16 protein-coding genes are annotated in these 15,509 nt (G+C 66.4%); 4 read left to right on the forward strand and 12 right to left on the reverse strand.

Features of this window, described 5'->3' with window-relative positions:
• Nucleotides 1–71 precede the first annotated feature (71 nt).
• Complete coding sequence (locus tag AC1RB9_RS08700; RefSeq protein WP_003091593.1) at nt 72–2,168, reverse strand: carboxy terminal-processing peptidase; 2,097 nt, start codon at nt 2,166–2,168, stop codon at nt 72–74.
• A gap of 129 nt (nt 2,169–2,297) precedes the next feature.
• On the opposite strand from AC1RB9_RS08700, the gene AC1RB9_RS08705 reads away from it, so the two are divergent.
• On the forward strand, nt 2,298–3,260 hold the full coding sequence (locus AC1RB9_RS08705) for an NAD(P)H-quinone oxidoreductase (RefSeq protein WP_003119687.1): 963 nt from the start codon (nt 2,298–2,300) through the stop codon (nt 3,258–3,260).
• Between the two features lie 60 nt (nt 3,261–3,320).
• Here the strand turns inward: AC1RB9_RS08705 and AC1RB9_RS08710 are convergent, their stop codons facing one another.
• Genes AC1RB9_RS08710 through AC1RB9_RS08735 form a run of 6 tightly spaced genes read right to left on the reverse strand, consistent with a single transcriptional unit; the run spans nt 3,321 to nt 8,511 of the window.
• The gene (locus AC1RB9_RS08710; RefSeq protein WP_003091591.1) at nt 3,321–3,971 is read right to left on the reverse strand and encodes an HAD family hydrolase; all 651 of its coding nucleotides are present in this window, start codon (nt 3,969–3,971) and stop codon (nt 3,321–3,323) included.
• A complete protein-coding gene (locus AC1RB9_RS08715) occupies nt 3,971–4,966 on the reverse strand; it encodes an ABC transporter ATP-binding protein (RefSeq protein WP_003162228.1) in 996 nt (331 codons plus the stop codon). The genes AC1RB9_RS08710 and AC1RB9_RS08715 overlap by 1 nt, the downstream gene beginning before the upstream one ends.
• A gap of 2 nt (nt 4,967–4,968) precedes the next feature.
• A complete protein-coding gene (locus tag AC1RB9_RS08720; RefSeq protein ID WP_003091589.1) occupies nt 4,969–5,766 on the reverse strand; it encodes an ABC transporter permease in 798 nt (265 codons plus the stop codon).
• On the reverse strand, nt 5,753–6,592 hold the full coding sequence (locus AC1RB9_RS08725) for an ABC transporter permease (protein WP_003091588.1): 840 nt from the start codon (nt 6,590–6,592) through the stop codon (nt 5,753–5,755). The genes AC1RB9_RS08720 and AC1RB9_RS08725 overlap by 14 nt, the downstream gene beginning before the upstream one ends.
• Entirely contained in the window at nt 6,589–7,398 is an 810-nt protein-coding gene (locus AC1RB9_RS08730) for an alkaline phosphatase family protein (protein ID WP_003114798.1), read from the reverse strand. The genes AC1RB9_RS08725 and AC1RB9_RS08730 overlap by 4 nt, the downstream gene beginning before the upstream one ends.
• Before the next feature lie 54 nt (nt 7,399–7,452).
• Nucleotides 7,453–8,511, reverse strand: coding sequence for an ABC transporter substrate-binding protein (locus tag AC1RB9_RS08735; protein ID WP_003091586.1), 1,059 nt, complete (start codon nt 8,509–8,511; stop codon nt 7,453–7,455).
• Nucleotides 8,512–8,874: 363 nt separating this feature from the next.
• Here AC1RB9_RS08735 and AC1RB9_RS08740 point away from each other — a divergent pair, with 363 nt between their 5' ends.
• Both AC1RB9_RS08740 and AC1RB9_RS08745 read left to right on the forward strand, forming a co-directional pair.
• Entirely contained in the window at nt 8,875–9,591 is a 717-nt protein-coding gene (locus AC1RB9_RS08740; protein WP_003091585.1) for a UTRA domain-containing protein, read from the forward strand.
• Between the two features lie 65 nt (nt 9,592–9,656).
• Nucleotides 9,657–10,208 (forward strand): GNAT family N-acetyltransferase, encoded by a 552-nt coding sequence (locus AC1RB9_RS08745; RefSeq protein WP_003114799.1) that lies wholly within the window; start codon nt 9,657–9,659, stop codon nt 10,206–10,208.
• Between the two features lie 42 nt (nt 10,209–10,250).
• On the opposite strand, the gene AC1RB9_RS08750 is transcribed toward AC1RB9_RS08745, so the two are convergent.
• The 5 genes from AC1RB9_RS08750 to minC all read right to left on the reverse strand — a co-directional run bounded on the left by AC1RB9_RS08750 (nt 10,251) and on the right by minC (nt 14,367).
• Complete coding sequence (locus AC1RB9_RS08750; protein ID WP_003452849.1) at nt 10,251–11,540, reverse strand: M18 family aminopeptidase; 1,290 nt, start codon at nt 11,538–11,540, stop codon at nt 10,251–10,253.
• A gap of 168 nt (nt 11,541–11,708) precedes the next feature.
• Nucleotides 11,709–12,344 carry an RluA family pseudouridine synthase gene (locus tag AC1RB9_RS08755; RefSeq protein ID WP_003114801.1) on the reverse strand — a complete coding sequence of 212 codons (636 nt, stop codon included), beginning with the start codon at nt 12,342–12,344 and terminating at the stop codon, nt 11,709–11,711.
• Nucleotides 12,345–12,447: 103 nt separating this feature from the next.
• Nucleotides 12,448–12,702 carry a cell division topological specificity factor MinE gene (gene minE, locus AC1RB9_RS08760; RefSeq protein WP_003091581.1) on the reverse strand — a complete coding sequence of 85 codons (255 nt, stop codon included), beginning with the start codon at nt 12,700–12,702 and terminating at the stop codon, nt 12,448–12,450.
• Entirely contained in the window at nt 12,699–13,514 is an 816-nt protein-coding gene (gene minD, locus AC1RB9_RS08765) for a septum site-determining protein MinD (RefSeq protein WP_003091579.1), read from the reverse strand. The genes minE and minD overlap by 4 nt, the downstream gene beginning before the upstream one ends.
• Before the next feature lie 61 nt (nt 13,515–13,575).
• On the reverse strand, nt 13,576–14,367 hold the full coding sequence (gene minC / locus AC1RB9_RS08770) for a septum site-determining protein MinC (protein WP_003114802.1): 792 nt from the start codon (nt 14,365–14,367) through the stop codon (nt 13,576–13,578).
• Between the two features lie 159 nt (nt 14,368–14,526).
• Here minC and AC1RB9_RS08775 point away from each other — a divergent pair, with 159 nt between their 5' ends.
• A complete protein-coding gene (locus tag AC1RB9_RS08775; RefSeq protein ID WP_003158335.1) occupies nt 14,527–15,465 on the forward strand; it encodes a lipid A biosynthesis lauroyl acyltransferase in 939 nt (312 codons plus the stop codon).
• Nucleotides 15,466–15,509: the final 44 nt, after the last annotated feature.

The raw sequence follows: 15,509 nt of genomic DNA on the forward strand, positions 1-15,509 counted from the left end.
AGGGCCGGTTGTGCAACCGGCCCCGTATTTCACGACAGTCCCATGACTGTTTTATGACGCTCCCGCTGAACTCAGTGCTTGGCCACCGCCGAGTTGAGGTTCAGGTAGTCCAGCAGGATGTGCCCGGACTCGGTGAGGTAGGCGTCGTCCTGCGGCTTGGTCTTGTCGTCCTCTTCCGGCAGGGCGTTCTCGTCCTCGCGCTTGAGTTCCTTCAGCGGCTCCTGGCCCTTGGACTTGCGCAGGGCGTTCTCCATGGCCAACTGGCGGTTCTCGATGCTGGTCTGCTGGGCGCGGCGCTTGGCCTCGTTCAGGCTGACGGTCTTCTCCTTCATCAGCTCCTGGGCCAGCGCCAGGCGCTCGCGGGCGTAGACGAAGTCGGCGTTGTTCTCGGTGCGCGCGTCGTGCTGGGCCTTGAGTTGCGCGAGGAACGGCTTGAACGGGTTGGCCTCGTCCTTCACCACCGGGCGGATGGTGTCCCAGGGCATCGAGTCGGGCAGGGCGCTTTCGCCGATTTCCTTGTCGTCGACGATGGACGGGTAGCTGATATCCGGGATCACGCCCTGGTGCTGGGTGCTCTGACCGGAGACTCGGTAGAACTTCGCCAGGGTCAGCTTCAGTTCGCCGTGGTTGAGCGGCTGGATGGTCTGCACGGTGCCCTTGCCGAAGGTCTGTCCACCGAGGATCAGCGCGCGGTGGTAGTCCTGCATGGCGCCGGCGAAGATCTCCGAGGCGGAGGCCGAGAGACGGTTGACCAGTACCGCCAGCGGGCCGGTATAGAAGGCCTTGCCTTCGTCGTCGTTGAGCACGTCGACGCGGCCGTCGCTGTTGCGCACCAGTACGGTCGGGCCCTGGTCGATGAACAGGCCGGTCAGCTCGGTGGCCTCCTGCAGGGAGCCGCCGCCGTTGTTGCGCAGGTCGAGGACGATGCCGTCGACCTTGTCCTTCTGCAATTCGGCGACCAGCTTCTTCACGTCGCGGGTGGTGCTCTTGTAGTTCGGGTCGCCGGCGCGGTAGGCCTTGAAGTCCAGGTAGAAGGCCGGCAGGTCGATCACGCCGAGCTTGTAGCTGCGGCCTTCGTGGTCGACCTTGATGATGGATTTCTTCGCCGCCTGGTCCTCCAGCTTCACCGCCTCGCGGGTGATGGCGACGATCTTGCTGGTCTGGTCGTTCGGCGCGTTGCTCGCCGGAATCACTTCCAGGCGTACCTGGGAACCTTTCGGCCCGCGGATCAGCTTGACCACTTCATCCAGGCGCCAGCCGACCACGTCGACCATTTCGCCCTTGCCCTGGGCGACGCCGATGATCTTGTCGGAGGTGGCGATCTGCTTGCTCTTCGCCGCCGGGCCGGCCGGCACCAGGCGTACGACCTTGACGTAGTCGTTGTCGCTCTGCAGCACCGCGCCGATGCCTTCCAGCGAGAGGCTCATGTTGATGTCGAAGTTTTCCGCGTTGTCCGGCGACAGGTACTGGGTGTGCGGATCGTAGGACTGGGCGAAGGCGTTGATGTAGGCCTGGAAGATGTCTTCGCTGCGGGTCTGCTTCAGGCGCGACAGCTGGTTCTTGTAGCGCTTGGTGAGCTGTTCCTGGATCGCCTTGTCGTCCTTGCCGGTGATCTTCAGGCGCAGGACCTCGTCCTTCACCTTCTTGCGCCAGAGGTCGTCGAGCTCTGCGGTGTCCTTCGCCCAGGGGGCCTTTTCGCGGTCGATCAGCAGGCTCTCGTCGACGCTGAAGTCGATCTTGTCGACGCCCTTGTCGAGCATCGCCAGGGCATAGTCGAGCCGACCTTTCAGGCGGTCGAGGTGGCGCTTGTAGATGACGAAGCCGGGATCGAGGTCGCCGCTCTTGAGGAAGTCGTCGAACCTGTTGCGCCAGCGATCGAACTCGGCGATGTCGCCGGCGGTGAAGTACATCCGCGCCGGATCGAGCATCTTCAGGTAGCTGTCGTAGATCTTGGCCGAGCGTTCATCGTTCAGCGGCGGCTTGTTGTAGTGGTGCCGCTTGAGCAGTTCCACGACGTTGAGGCTGGCGATGACCTGCTCGCGGTCCGGCTGCAGGCTGTCCCAGGAATTCTGGGCGCTGCCGACGGAGACGGCGGTCGAGGCGAACAGCGGCAGCGAACTGGCGCCGAGGAGGAGCAACAGGGCGGTACGGGGCAGAAAACGCTTCATGCTGATTCGACTGATCGCGGAGTAATGACGCATATTAGGCCTTATTAGCCGGCGCCGGGTTCCCTTGGCGCAATGCAAAAAGCCCGACTCTGGGTGATCGGGCCGTGACAACCCCACTATGGAGGCAGCGTGAACGCATTGCAAGGTATCGAAGGTCGTGTCGAGTGGTCGGAAATCGCCGCCCCGTCCTGCGGTCAGGGCGAAATCCGCATCCGCGTGGCGGCCGCCGGACTCAACCGCGCCGACCTGTTGCAGAAGGCCGGGCTCTACCCGCCGCCACCCGGCGCCAGCCCGGCGCTGGGGCTCGAGTGTGCGGGTGTGGTCAGCGAGGTGGGCGCGGGCAGCACCTGGCAGGTCGGCGACCGGGTCTGCGCGCTGCTCGCCGGCGGCGGCATGGCCGAGGAAGTGGTGGTGGACGCGCGCCACGTACTGCCGGTCCCGGCAGGGCTGAGCCTGGCGGAGGCGGCGGGGATTCCGGAGGTCTACGCCACGGCCTGGCTGAACCTGTTCCAGTTGGCGGCGTTGCAGCCCGGCGAGAAAGTGCTGCTGCACGCCGGCGCCAGCGGCGTCGGTTCGGCCGGCATCCAATTGTGCAAGGCGTTCGGCAACCCCTGCTGGGTCAGCGTCGGTTCCGCCGAACGCCTGGCCTACTGCGAATCCCTGGGCGCCGCCGGCGGCGTGCTGCGCAAGCAGAGCCTGGAATCGCTGCGCGATTTCGCCCCGTTCGACGTGATCCTCGATCCGGTCGGCGCCCGCTATGCCGGGTTGAACCTGGAGTTGCTGCGGCGCGACGGGCGCTGGGTGATCATCGGCCTGATGGGCGGCCGCGAGGCGCAACTGGACCTGGCTCAACTGCTAGGCAAACGCATCCAGTTGACCGGCTCGACCCTGCGTACCCGCGATGCCGAGTTCAAGGCGCAGTTGATCGCCGAGCTGGGGTTGAAGGTCTGGCCATTGTTCTCCGCCGGGAAACTCCGTGCGCAGCTGGAGCGAACCTTCCCGATCGGCGACGCCGAGGCGGCGTTCGAGGCGTTGGCGAGCAACCAGGTGCAGGGCAAGGTCGTGCTGGTGGTGGACCCGTCGCTGGCCTGAAGGGCCGCTTCGGCGACGCGATGGAAAGCGCGATCCGCTCGCGCTTTCGCAGCGAGCCTGTCAGCGCCAGGCGTTGACCGGCCAGCCCATTTCCTTGGCGTAGGCGAGCAGGGTCGGGTCCGGATTGACCGTGTTCGGATGGCCGACCAGCTTCAGCAGCGGCAGGTCGTTGCGCGAGTCCGAATAGAACCAGGCGTCGGCCAGTTGGCGATCGTCTCCTTCCAGCAGGTCGAGCAGACGCAATACCTTGCCTTCGCGATAGGTGAGGGTGCCGAGGGTGCGGCCGGTGTAGTGTCCGTCGAGCACTTCGAGATCGATGGCGAGGACTTCGTCGACGCCGATCCGCGCCGCGATCGGCTTGACCAGGTGCACCCCGGATGCGGAGACGATCAGCACCCGGTCGTTGGCGCTGCGGTGGCGCGCCAGGCAGGCGCAGGCGTCGCTGTAGATCAGCGGCTCGATGACCTCCTCGACGTAGGCCTCCACTTCCCGCTCGACTTCCTCGACGCTGCGACCGATCAGCGGTTGCAGGGTGTAGTCCATGTACAGGTCCATGGACAGCTTGCCTTCGGCGTACTGCTCCATCAGTTCGGCGTCGCGGCGGACGAAGGATTCGTCGACCCAGCCGAGACTCGCCATGCGCTGGCTCCACAGGCTGGAGCAGTCGCCGTGGATCATGGTCTCGTCCAGGTCGAAGATCACCAGGCTCATCAAGCTACCTCTCGAATACTGTTGCGATCGATGACCAGCGTCAGCTGACTGCCGGCCGGATACAGGCGGTCTGCGCTGCGGTTGAGGACGTCGACGGTGAGCTCCACCCCGGCGGCCTCGACGCGGTAACGGATCACGTTGCCGAGCAGACTGTGCGAGCGTACCAGCGCCGGCACGCCTTCGCTCGGTTCGTTGCCCAGGCGCAGGGATTCCGGGCGGATCGCCACCTGTTGCGCGCAGGGCTGGCCGAGCAGGCGGCTGGCCTGTTCGGCGTCGAGCAGGTTGTAGTTGCCGATGAAGCCGGCGGCGAAGGCGTTTTCCGGCGCGGTGTAGAGGGTCTCCGCGTCGCCGCTCTGGACGATGCGTCCGGCGTTCATCAGGACGATGCGGTCGGACAGGGTCAGCGCTTCCTCCTGGTCATGGGTGACGAACACCGTGGTCAGCCCCAGCTCCTGCTGGATGCGGCGGATCTGTTCGCGCAGGTGCTTGCGGATGCGCGCGTCGAGGGCCGACAGCGGCTCGTCGAGCAGCAGCAGGCGCGGGCGCGTCACCAGCGAGCGGGCCAGCGCCACGCGCTGGCACTGGCCGCCGGAGAGTTGGTGCGGGTAGCGTGCGGCGTACTCGCCCAGCTCCACCAGTTCGATGGCTTCGGCGACCCGCTGCTTCAGTTCCGTCGCAGGCACCTTCTGCATGCGCAGGCCGAAGGCGACGTTCTGTTGCACGGTCATGTTGGGGAACAGCGCGTAGCTCTGGAACACCATGGCGATCCCGCGCTTCTGCGGCGGCAAAGGCACCACATCCTCGCCGTCGATGAGGATGCGCCCGCTGTCGACCTCGGTCAGCCCGGCGATGCAGCGCAGCAGGGTGGACTTGCCGCAGCCGCTGGGGCCGAGCAGGGTGACGAACTCGCCGCGGGCGGCGGCGAAGTCGATATCGCGGAAGATGCTGGTGGCACCGTAGCTCTTGTCGAGCTGTTCGACGCTGACGAACGACATGATCAGGCCTTGTCCTTGTTCAGTCGGTTGGCCGCCCAGGTCAGGACCAGGACGAACACGAAGTAGGAGACCACCACTGCGCTGGTGTAGTGGCCGCTGCTGTTGCGCATGTTGTTGAGGAACACCTGCAGGGTCTCGTAGCGGGTACCGACCAGCAGGTTGGCGAAGACGAATTCGCCGATGAGGAAGGAGAACGACAGCAGCAGGGCCACCATCACGCCCTTGCGCAGGTTCGGCAGCACGACCAGCAGCGCCGCCTTCCAGGTGCTGGCGCCGAGCAGGTGGGCGGCGTCCATCAGGTCGCGCAGGTTGATCGCCTGCAGGTTGTTGGTGATCGCCCGGTACATGAACGGCAGGGCGATGGTGAAGTAGCAGCCGACCAGCACCCAGGGCGTGCCGATCATTTCCAGCGGCCCGCTGGCATAGAGTTGCAGCAGGCCCACCGAGGAGACGATCGGCGGCACCGCGAAGGGCAGCAGGATGAGCACGTTCATCACGCCGTCCAGGCGCGGGAAGTGGTAGTGGATGACGAACATCAGCGGCAGGATCAGCAACACGCTGAACGCCAGGGCGCCGAAGCAGACCAGCAGCGAGCGGGCGAAGGCCAGCAGGAAGCGCTGGTCGCTCCACAGCGTCAGGTACCACTTCAGGGTCAGGCCGTCCGGCAGCAGGGTCGCCGACCACTGGGTGGCCAGCGAGTAGAGCAGGGTCGCCGCCAGCGGCAGGACCAGGATCAGGAACAGCGCGCAGACCACCAGGCGATGGTAGAGCGCGGCAGGACGTCGATCAGCGCGCGACATGGTAGCTCCTGCGCAGCAGCCATTGGTGGACCAGGGTGATCAGGGTCATCAGGCCGACCAGCACCATGGCCAGGGCGCTGGCCATGTTCGGGTCGGGGAACACGTCGCCGGCGACCAGCGCGCCGATGCGGATCGGGATCACGTTGAAGTTGCCGGTGGTCAGCGAGTACACCGTGGCGTAGGCGCCGAGGGCGTTGGCCAGGAGGATGACGAAGGTGCCCAGCAGCGCCGGGGTCAGCACCGGGATGCCGATGTGTCGCCAGTACTGCCAGCCGTTGGCGCCGAGCAGCGCGGCGGACTCGCGCCAGTCCTCGCGCAGGGCGTCGAAGGCCGGGTAGAGCAGCATCACCCCGAGGGGGATCTGGAAATAGGTGTAGAGGATTATCAGGCCGGTCTTCGAGTAGAGATTGAAGTCGTCGATCCAGCCGGCCTGCTTGAGCAACAGGGTCAGCGCGCCGTTGAAGCCGAGCAGGATGATGAAGGCGAACGCCAGCGGTACCCCGGCGAAGTTGCTGGTCATGTTGGAGAAGGCCATGACGAAGTCGCGCAGGCGGCTGTCGACGTGGCGCAGCGAATGGCTGCCGAGCACCGCGATGAGCAGGCCGAGCAGGCTCGACCAGCCGGCGATCTCCAGGCTGTGGCGGATCGCCTGGCGGTAGAAGGGCGAGCCGAACAGCTCGAGGTAGTTGGCCAGGCTCCAGGCGTCGCTGGCCTTCAGGCTGTTCAGCGCGACCCAGGCCAGCGGCGCTATCTGGAAAATCACGAAGAACGCCGCGAAGGGCAGCAGGAACAGCAGCGCCAGCCATTTGCCGGAGAGTCGTTTCATGGGGCGAGCAGCTCCCGGCAGACGGGTTTGTCGTGGGCGGCGCCGAGGATTTCGCAGAGCGTGCCGCAGAGGTCGGTCTGCAGCGGTTGCGCCAGGTCGTCGCGGCTGAAGGCGTCGCCGAAGACGAACAGCGGCACCTCGCGCTCCTCCTCGAGGATGCCGCCGTGGCTGCGGTCCTCGTTCATTCCGTGATCGGCGGTGATCGCCACCTGGTAGCCGGCCGCCAGCCACTGGTGCAGGTATTCCGACAGCAGTGCGTCGGCGCGCCGCGCGGCGTTGCGGTAGGCGGGGCTGGCGAGGCCGTGCCTGTGCCCGGCGTCGTCGATGTTCATCGAGTGGACCAGCATGAAGTTCGGTGCGTGCCGGCGGCGCAGGCTTTCCGCGTCGGCGAACAGGTGCGAGTCCGGATAGTGGTCGCTCCAGTAGAAGTGTCCGCGCTGGATCGGCAGTGCGCTGTCGTCGGTGTGGCGGTCGCGGGCCGGGTCGAACGGCGCGCGGTTGTACAGTTCGCTGACCCAGTGGTAGGCCGCTGCCGCGGTACTCAGGCCGGCCGCGCGGGCGTAGTGGAACAGGCTCTGTTCCTGGCTCAGGCGGACCACGTCGTTGTGCAGGATGCCGCTATCGATCGGCGGCACTCCGGTGAGGATGCATTCGTAGAGCGGCCGGGACAGCGAAGGCAACTCGCATTCCAGGCGGTACGACTGGCCGCGGCCGGCGCCGCAGAGGGCCTGGAGATGCCCCATGCAGTCGCGGGCGACGCTGTGGTTGAGGCCGTCCAGCAGGACGAGGATGACGTCGTGGCGCATTCGGGGTATCCGTCGATGCGGGGCGGCCGCCGGGGAGGGCGGCCGCGCTCCGCGTCACTGCATGTTGATGATCACCGCTTCCTGCCACTGCCGCGGCAGGCGCTTGGAGGTTTCCTCCCAGGCCTTGGCGTCCTTGATCGGCTGGGCCTTGGCGTACTGCTCGTTGGGCAGCAGTTGGGCCTTCACGTCGTCCGGCAGGGTCAGGCTCTCGGCGCGGATCGGTCGCGCGTTGCCCTTGGCCAGGTTGATCTGTCCGGCGTCGCTGAAGATGTACTCGCGGGCGAGCTTGGCGGCGTTCGGGTGCTTGGCGTACTTGTTGATGATGGTGGTGTAGCCGGAGATCACCGAGCCGTCCGAGGGGATCAGAACCTCGAAGCGCTCCGGGTCGATCTGCTGGCGGTAGCTGAGGCCGTTGAAGTCCCAGACGATGCCGACTTCGACCTCGCCCTTTTCCAGGGTGGCGATCACCGGGTTGGTCAGCGACAGGCGGCCCTGCTTGGCGATCTTGCCGAAGAACTCCAGGCCCGGCTTGATGTTCTTCTCGTCGCCGCCGTTGGCGATGGCCGCGGCGAGCACCCCATTGACCGCCTGGGCGGCAGCGCTGACGTCGCCGATGGTGACCTTGTACTTGCCCTGCAGCAGGTCGGCCCAGCTGTGCGGTACGTCCTTCACCAGTTGTTTGTTGACGATGAAGGCGATGGTCCCGGTGTAGGCGAGTGCCCAGTGGCCGTCCTGGTCCTTGGCCCAGGCCGGGATCTGTTCCCAGGTGCTCGGCTTGTACGGCTGGCTGACGCCCTGCTGCACGGCGATGGGGCCGAAGGCGGCGCCGACGTCGCCGATGTCGGCGCTGGCGTTGTCCTTCTCGGCCTTGAACTTGGCCAGCTCCTGGGCCGAACTCATGTCGGTATCCATGTGCTTGAGCCCATACTTGCTCTCAAGGTCCTTCCAGGTGTCCTTCCAGTTCGCCCAGCTGTCGGGCATGCCGACGCTGTTGACCTGGCCTTCCTTGCGCGCGGCCTGTTCCAGCGCCTGCAGGTCCGCTTCGGCGGCCAACGCCAGGCCGCTGCCGAGGGCGATGGCGGTTCCCAGCAATGAAGCAAGCATGCGTTTCATTCGGTGCTCCTTCGTTCGAGAGGTTCGGTCGGGCAGCCTCGGGAGTTCTCGACGCTCCTTCGGGCGGGACTGCCGCGGGTGTGGTCTAGATCAGCAAGACCCAGGCCAATCTAGAGCCGCTGGATGACGGTTTCATGTCAGCTAGCCGCGCCTGGCATCGCCGCGGCTTGCATCCGCAGAAGCGTAGACCATGCTTAAGCCCTCGATTCCATGGGCGCCGGGCGCCTCCGGGAAGACCGTTGTCTTGTACCTGTCACGTCCCGGTCATCTGGGTTTCCTAGCATCGGACGAGCCGGAGGCACAGGGCGGGCCGGCGGAAATGCCCCTTGTTGGGGCTGGACTAGACCAATAAGGAAGCTGTCGATGCGTGACGAAGCGCTACCCACCGTAACGGCGATCTGCCGGGCGCTCAGCGAGCAGATCGGCCATGGTCTGCTGCCGGCGGGTGGCAAGCTGCCGGCCGAGCGCAAGCTCAGCGAGCTGTTCGCGACGACCCGGATCACCCTGCGCGAGGCGCTGATCCAACTGGAGTCGCAGGGCCTGATCTACCGTGAGGAGCGCCGCGGCTGGTTCGTCTCCCCCGAGCGGCTGGCCTACAACCCGCTGGTCCGCAGTCACTTCCATGCGATGGTCAGCGAACAGGGCCGGGTGCCGGCGACCGAGGTTCTGTCGGCCCGGCAGATGCCGGCGAGCGCGGCGGTCTGCGAGCTGCTGGAGCTGCCGGCGCTGTCCAGCGTCTACCAGATCCGCCGGGCGCGGCGGGTGGACGGGCGGCTGGTGCTGTATGTCGAGCACTACCTGAACGCGCAGTACTTCCCCGGAATCCTCGGCCACGACCTGACCCGCTCGCTGACCGAACTCTATGCCAGCGAGTACGGCATCCACTATGGGCGGGTGCGTTTCGACATGGTGCCCACCGCACTGCATGCCGAGGCTGCGGCGCCGCTGAAGGTGGCGGTGGGCAGCCCGGCCCTGCGCATCAGCCGGATCAACCGCGACCAGCGTGGTCGGCTGATCGACTGCGACCTGGAGTTCTGGCGCCACGACGCCATCCATATCAGCGTCGAGGTACCGCAGTAACGCCACGCGTCGACGACCTGCGGCACCTTCTGCGAGGATGGGGCTCCGGGAAAAGGAGCCCTCGCATGTTCATACTGCCGATTTCGTCCGACCTGCACCTAGAGCTGCTCGACCAGCCGCGCGCGGAGGAACTGTTCCGCCTGGTACGTGCCAACAGCGAGCACCTGGCGCCCTGGATGCCGTGGGTGCCGCTGACGCAGAGCGTGGACGATACCCGCCGTTTCATTGGCGAAGGCCAGCGGTTGTGGGCGGAGCGCAGGAGCTGCCGCTGCGGGATCGTCGAATCCGGATGCCTGGTCGGCGTCATCGACCTGCACGACTTCACCGAGGACAGTCGCAGCGCCAGCATCGGCTACTGGCTGGCGGCGTCTGCGCAAGGGCGCGGGCTGCTGGCCAGGGCGTTGGGGAAGACGATCGAGCTGGGTTTCCTTGGCTACGACCGGCAGCGCCTGGTGATCCGCTGTTCCACCGAGAACCTGCGCAGCCAGCGCGCCGCCGAGCGCCAGGGCTTCCGGCGCGACGGAGTGATCCGGGCCAACGAGATCATCGCCGGGCGTGCCCACGACCATGCGATCTACACGCTGTTGCGCAGCGAATGGCACGCTGCGCACGCCTGAGTGGCCCCGGGCGAATGCCCGGGGCGTGAGCGCGGCTGGCGCTCAGGGCAGCTCGCTGCTGGCGTAGAAGGCGCCGAGCACCTTGACCAGGTGCGCCAGGTCATGGCTACCGGCCAGCTCGCGAATCGAGTGCATGGCGAAGGTCGGCAGGCCTATGTCGACGGTGCGCACGCCGACCTGGCTGGCGGTGATCGGGCCGATGGTCGAGCCGCATCCCATGTCGCTGCGGGTCACGAAGCTCTGCACCGGCACTTCGCTGTCCTGGCAGAGGTGGCGGAAGAAGCCGGCGGTTTCGCTGTTGGTGGCATAGCGCTGGTTGCTGTTGATCTTGATCACCGGACCGCCGTTCAGCGCCGGGCCATGGTTGGCGTCGTGCCTGTCGGCGTAGTTCGGGTGTACGCCATGGGCGTTGTCGGCCGAGACCAGCAGCGAGCGCTGGATCGCCCGGCTGAAGGCGTCGCCTTCCGGCAGCAGGCGGCGCAGTACCTGTTCGAGGAACGGACCGTCGGCGCCGCAATGCGAACAGGAACCGACTTCCTCGTGGTCGGTGCAGACCAGGATGCAGTTCTCGTCGCCTTCGGCGTTGAGCAGGGCTTCCAGGCCGGCGTGGCAGGACAGCAGGTTGTCCAGGCGCGCCCCGGCGATGAACTCGTCGTTGAGACCTACCACCGCGGCGGACTGGGTGTCGTAGAACGACAGCTCGTAGTCCAGTACCACGTCGGCGGTGATGCCGTGCTCGCGCAGCAGCTGTTCGTCGAGCAGCAGGCGGAAGTCGGCGGCCTCGCCCGGCGCCAGCTGGGCGATGATCGGCGGCAGTTCGTTCTGCGCGTTGATCGGCCAACCCTCGTTGGCGGCGCGGTTGAGATGGATGGCCAGGTTGGGGATTACCGCGATGGCCTTGCGGAAGTCGACCAGGCGGCTTTCCAGGTTGCCATTGGCGCGGAAGGTGACGCGCCCGGCCAGTGACAGGTCACGGTCGAACCAGGGGGCGAAGAGGGCGCCGCCATAGACTTCGACGCCGAGCTGGAGGAAGCCGTTGCGAGCGATCTCCGGGTTCGGCTTGACCCGCAGGCAGGGGCTGTCGGTGTGCGCGCCGACCAGGCGGAAGCCGCTTTCCAGGGGCGAGCGACGGCCCAGGCGGATGGCGATCAGCGACGAGTCGTTACGGGTCACGTAGTAGCGGCCGCCGGTTTCGGTGTGCCAGGCGTCGCGCTCGTCGAGGCGGCGGTAGCCGGCGGCTTCCAGGCGGCGGGCGAGGCTGGCGGTGGCATGGAAAGGCGTGGGCGAGGCCTTGAGGAAATCGATCAGGCCCTGGTTGAGTTCTGCGCGCATAGTGGCTCCGGACGGCAATCCATGCAGTCTATCGTATTGTCCGACGGGGTTCAGGTCGTTGGCGGCGGGGCCGGCCAGAAAAAGCGGAAGCTGGTCGTTGTATGGCAAGACGGGGTACCGGAAATCGGCGGGCGGCGTCCCGGCGGGCCGGGACGCGGCGGGGAAGGCTCAGAACGGCGCCGGCGACTCGAAGCGCAGGCGTTCGCCGCTCTGCGGATGGGTCAGGCACAGCAGGCTGGCGTGCAGGCACAGGCGTTCGTGGGCGGCGAGGGCTTCGGGGTTGGCGTAGAGGCGGTCGCCGAGCAGCGGATGGCCGATGGAGAGCATGTGCACGCGCAACTGGTGCGAACGGCCGGTGATCGGCGTCAGCTCGACCCTGCTCCAGCGTTCATGACGCTCGATCACGCGCCAGAAGGTCAGGGCGTGGCGGCCGTGCTCGAAGTCCACCACGTGACGCGGCTTGGTCGGCGGGTCGTAGCGCAGCGGCAGTTCGATGCGCCCGCTGTCCAGTTCCGGCAGGCCCCAGCAAAGGGCGGTATAGGCTTTCTCGGTCTCGCGGTCGTGGAACTGGCGGGACAGCTCGCGGTGGCTGTCGGCGTCGCGGGCGAGCACCATCAGGCCGGAAGTTTCCCAGTCCAGGCGGTGGACGATGCGGGCCTCGGGATAGCCGTTTTCCTGCAGGCGGGTGACCAGGCAGTCCTTGTTGTCATCGGCGCGACCGGGCACCGACAGCAGCAGGGTGGGCTTGTCGACCACCAGCAGGGCGTCATCCTGGTGAACGATTCGGATCTGGGACAGCGGCATAGCGAACGGGCTCATCGCCGGGAGGCGGCAGGGAGCCTGGCGGGCAGGCTCGGTGAAACGACTGCGGCGGCCAATGGCCGCCGCAGTATGGACCCTGGGCGAATCAACGATCCGGCAGGGTGATGTTGAGTTCCAGGATCGAGCAGTTGCCCTGGTTCTCCAGTTCCACCTGGATCTGCTCCTGGTCGATCGGTACGTACTTGCGGATCACTTCCAGCAGGTCTTTCTGCAACTGGGGCAGATAATCCGGCTGTGCGCGCTGGCCACGTTCGTGGGCAACGATGATCTGCAGTCGTTCTTTCGCGATGGAAGCGCTGTTCTGCGATTTCCGACTGCGAAAGAAGTCTAAAAGGCTCATTCACGTCCTCCGAACAGTCTTTGCAGGAATCCTTTCTTCTGCACATCGAGGAATCGATGCGGTATTTCCTTGCCGAGCAGGCGGTCGACCGCATCGCTGTACGCCTGGCCGGCGTCGCTCTGCTCGTCGAGGATCACCGGCACGCCCTGGTTCGACGCCTTGAGCACGGCCTGGGATTCCGGGATCACCCCGAGCAGGCGGATGGCGAGGATCTCCTCGACGTCGTCGACGCCGAGCATCTCGCCCTTGGTGACGCGCTCCGGGTTGTAGCGGGTCAGCAGCAGGTGTTCCTTGATCGGCTCCTCGCCTTTCTCGGCGCGCTGCGACTTGCTTGCCAGCAGGCCGAGCATGCGGTCGGAGTCGCGTACCGAGGAAACCTCGGGGTTGGTCACGACGATCGCTTCGTCGGCGAAGTACATGGCCAGGTGGGCGCCTTTCTCGATGCCCGCCGGGGAGTCGCAGATGATGTATTCGAAATCCTTGCGCAGTTCGGCCATGACTTTCTCGACGCCTTCCTTGGTCAGGGCGTCCTTGTCGCGGGTCTGGCTGGCGGCCAGGACATGCAGGTTTTCGAGGCGCTTGTCCTTGATCAGGGCCTGGGTGAGGGTGGCCTCGCCGTTGACGACGTTGACGAAGTCGTACACCACGCGGCGTTCGCAGCCCATGATAAGGTCGAGGTTACGCAGGCCGACGTCGAAGTCGACGATGACGGTCTTGAAACCGCGCAAGGCCAGGCCGGTGCCGATAGCTGCGCTGGTGGTGGTTTTACCGACGCCACCCTTACCGGAAGTGACTACGAGAATTTTGGCCAAGGTGATTCACCCCAATGAAAAACGTAAGAATTCTGGTCCCTGAAAGTGGCGGCAGTATCCGTTAAAGGCGGGTGATGTTCAACACGTCACCCGACAGGCTGACGTGCACTGCCTTGCCCCACTGCGGGCTGCGTCGCAGGTCCTCCGCGACCTTGTAGTTACCGGCGATGGAGACCAGTTCGGCGGCCAGCTGCTGGCAGAAGATTCGCGCCGTGGCGTCGCCTTTCACGCCGGCCAGTGCGCGTCCGCGCATCGGGCCGTACACATGGATGTTTCCGTCGGCGAGAAGTTCCGCGCCGGGACTGACCGCGGCCAGCACGATCAGGTCGCCGCCGGCGGCGTAGATCTGCATGCCGCCGCGCACCGGGGTCTTCACCACCTTGGTCGGGCGGCTGACGGGCTCGGCGGGCTTCTCTTCCGCCTTGGCCGGCTCGGGCCTGGCTTCACCGGCGCTCGGGCTGGGCTCTTCGGCAGGCTTGCGCGGGGCGCTGTCCTTGATGTCCAGCGGTCGTTCGCGGGCGCCCGAGGGCGGCAGCACCGGCAGGTCCAGGGCCTGGGCGGCGGCAATGTCCTCCTCGCGCCCGGCGCGGATCGCCAGGGTGCGCAGGCCGTGGCGGCGACAGACCTCGAGGAGCGCCGGCAGGTCGAGGCGGCCTTCGCCTTCGGGCAGCTTGTCGAGGGCCATGACCAGGGGGGTGTCGCGGAAGAAGTTGGGCGCTTGCGCCACTTTGTCGGCGAGTTGCCGTTCGAGCCTCGCCAGGTCGTTGTGCGCCAGTTCGAGGATGGTCACCGCGAGCATGCTGCCCTTGAGCTGGAATACGGGGTCTTGATCGAGGAGGTCGGCTTGGCTCATGGGGCTTGTCGGTCGTTGAATTGCAGGGACTTATAACGAGAACGCCGGATGCCCGCAAGCGTGGCAGATAGCCGGGGCGGCATCGATCGGCAACGCGGCGTCCCGCCGGGACGGCGGGCAGGGTAGAATGGCGGGCTTTGATCGTCGTCGGAACCGTCCATGGATCGCCCCCGTTTCTCCAGCGCTTTCCTCCATCCCCGCTACTGGCCGCTCTGGTTCGGCCTGGGGCTGCTCTGGCTGGTGGTGCAGTTGCCGTATCCCGTCCTGCTGATGCTCGGCCGTGGCCTGGGGGCGCTGATGTACCGCTTGGTCGGCTCGCGCCGCGAGATTGCCGCGCGCAACCTCGAACTGTGCTTTCCGGAAAAGTCGCCTGCCGAACGCGAGCGTCTGCTGAAGGAGAACTTCGCCTCCAGCGGCATCGCCTTCTTCGAGATGGCCATGAGCTGGTGGTGGCCGAAGGCGCGCCTGGCCCGTCTTGCCCATATAGAAGGCCTGGAGCATCTGCGCGAGGCCCAGGCGCAGGGCGAGGGGGTGATCCTCATGGCCCTGCATTTCACCACCCTGGAGATCGGCGCGGCGCTGCTCGGCCAGGTGCACACCATCGACGGCATGTACCGTGAGCACGACAACCCGGTGTTCGACTACATCCAGCGCCGTGGCCGCGAGCGGCACAACCTCGATGCCACCGCCATCGAGCGCGAGGACGTGCGCTCGATGCTCAAGGTGCTGCGTGGCGGCCGCGCCATCTGGTACGCACCGGACCAGGACTACGGCGCCAAGCAGAGCCTGTTCGTGCCGCTGTTCGGCATCCCGGCGGCCACCGTCACCGCCACCACCAAGTTCGCCCGCCTGGGCCGGGCGCGGGTGTTGCCGTTCACCCAGAGCCGCCTGGCCGATGGCAGCGGTTATCGCCTGACCATCCACCCGCCGCTGGAGGACTTCCCCGGCGAGAGCGAGGAAGCCGATTGCCTGCGGATCAACCAGTGGGTCGAGCGCTGCGTGCGCCAGCAGCCCGAGCAGTACCTGTGGGCGCACCGGCGTTTCAAGACCCGCCCGCCAGGCGAAGCCAAGCTCTATCCGAAACGGCGCAAGCGCTGAGGACGGGCATTCCGGACGCGCGCGGGGTCTGGCTATACTCGCCG

This window comes from Pseudomonas sp. 20-5 (genome assembly GCF_056782835.1).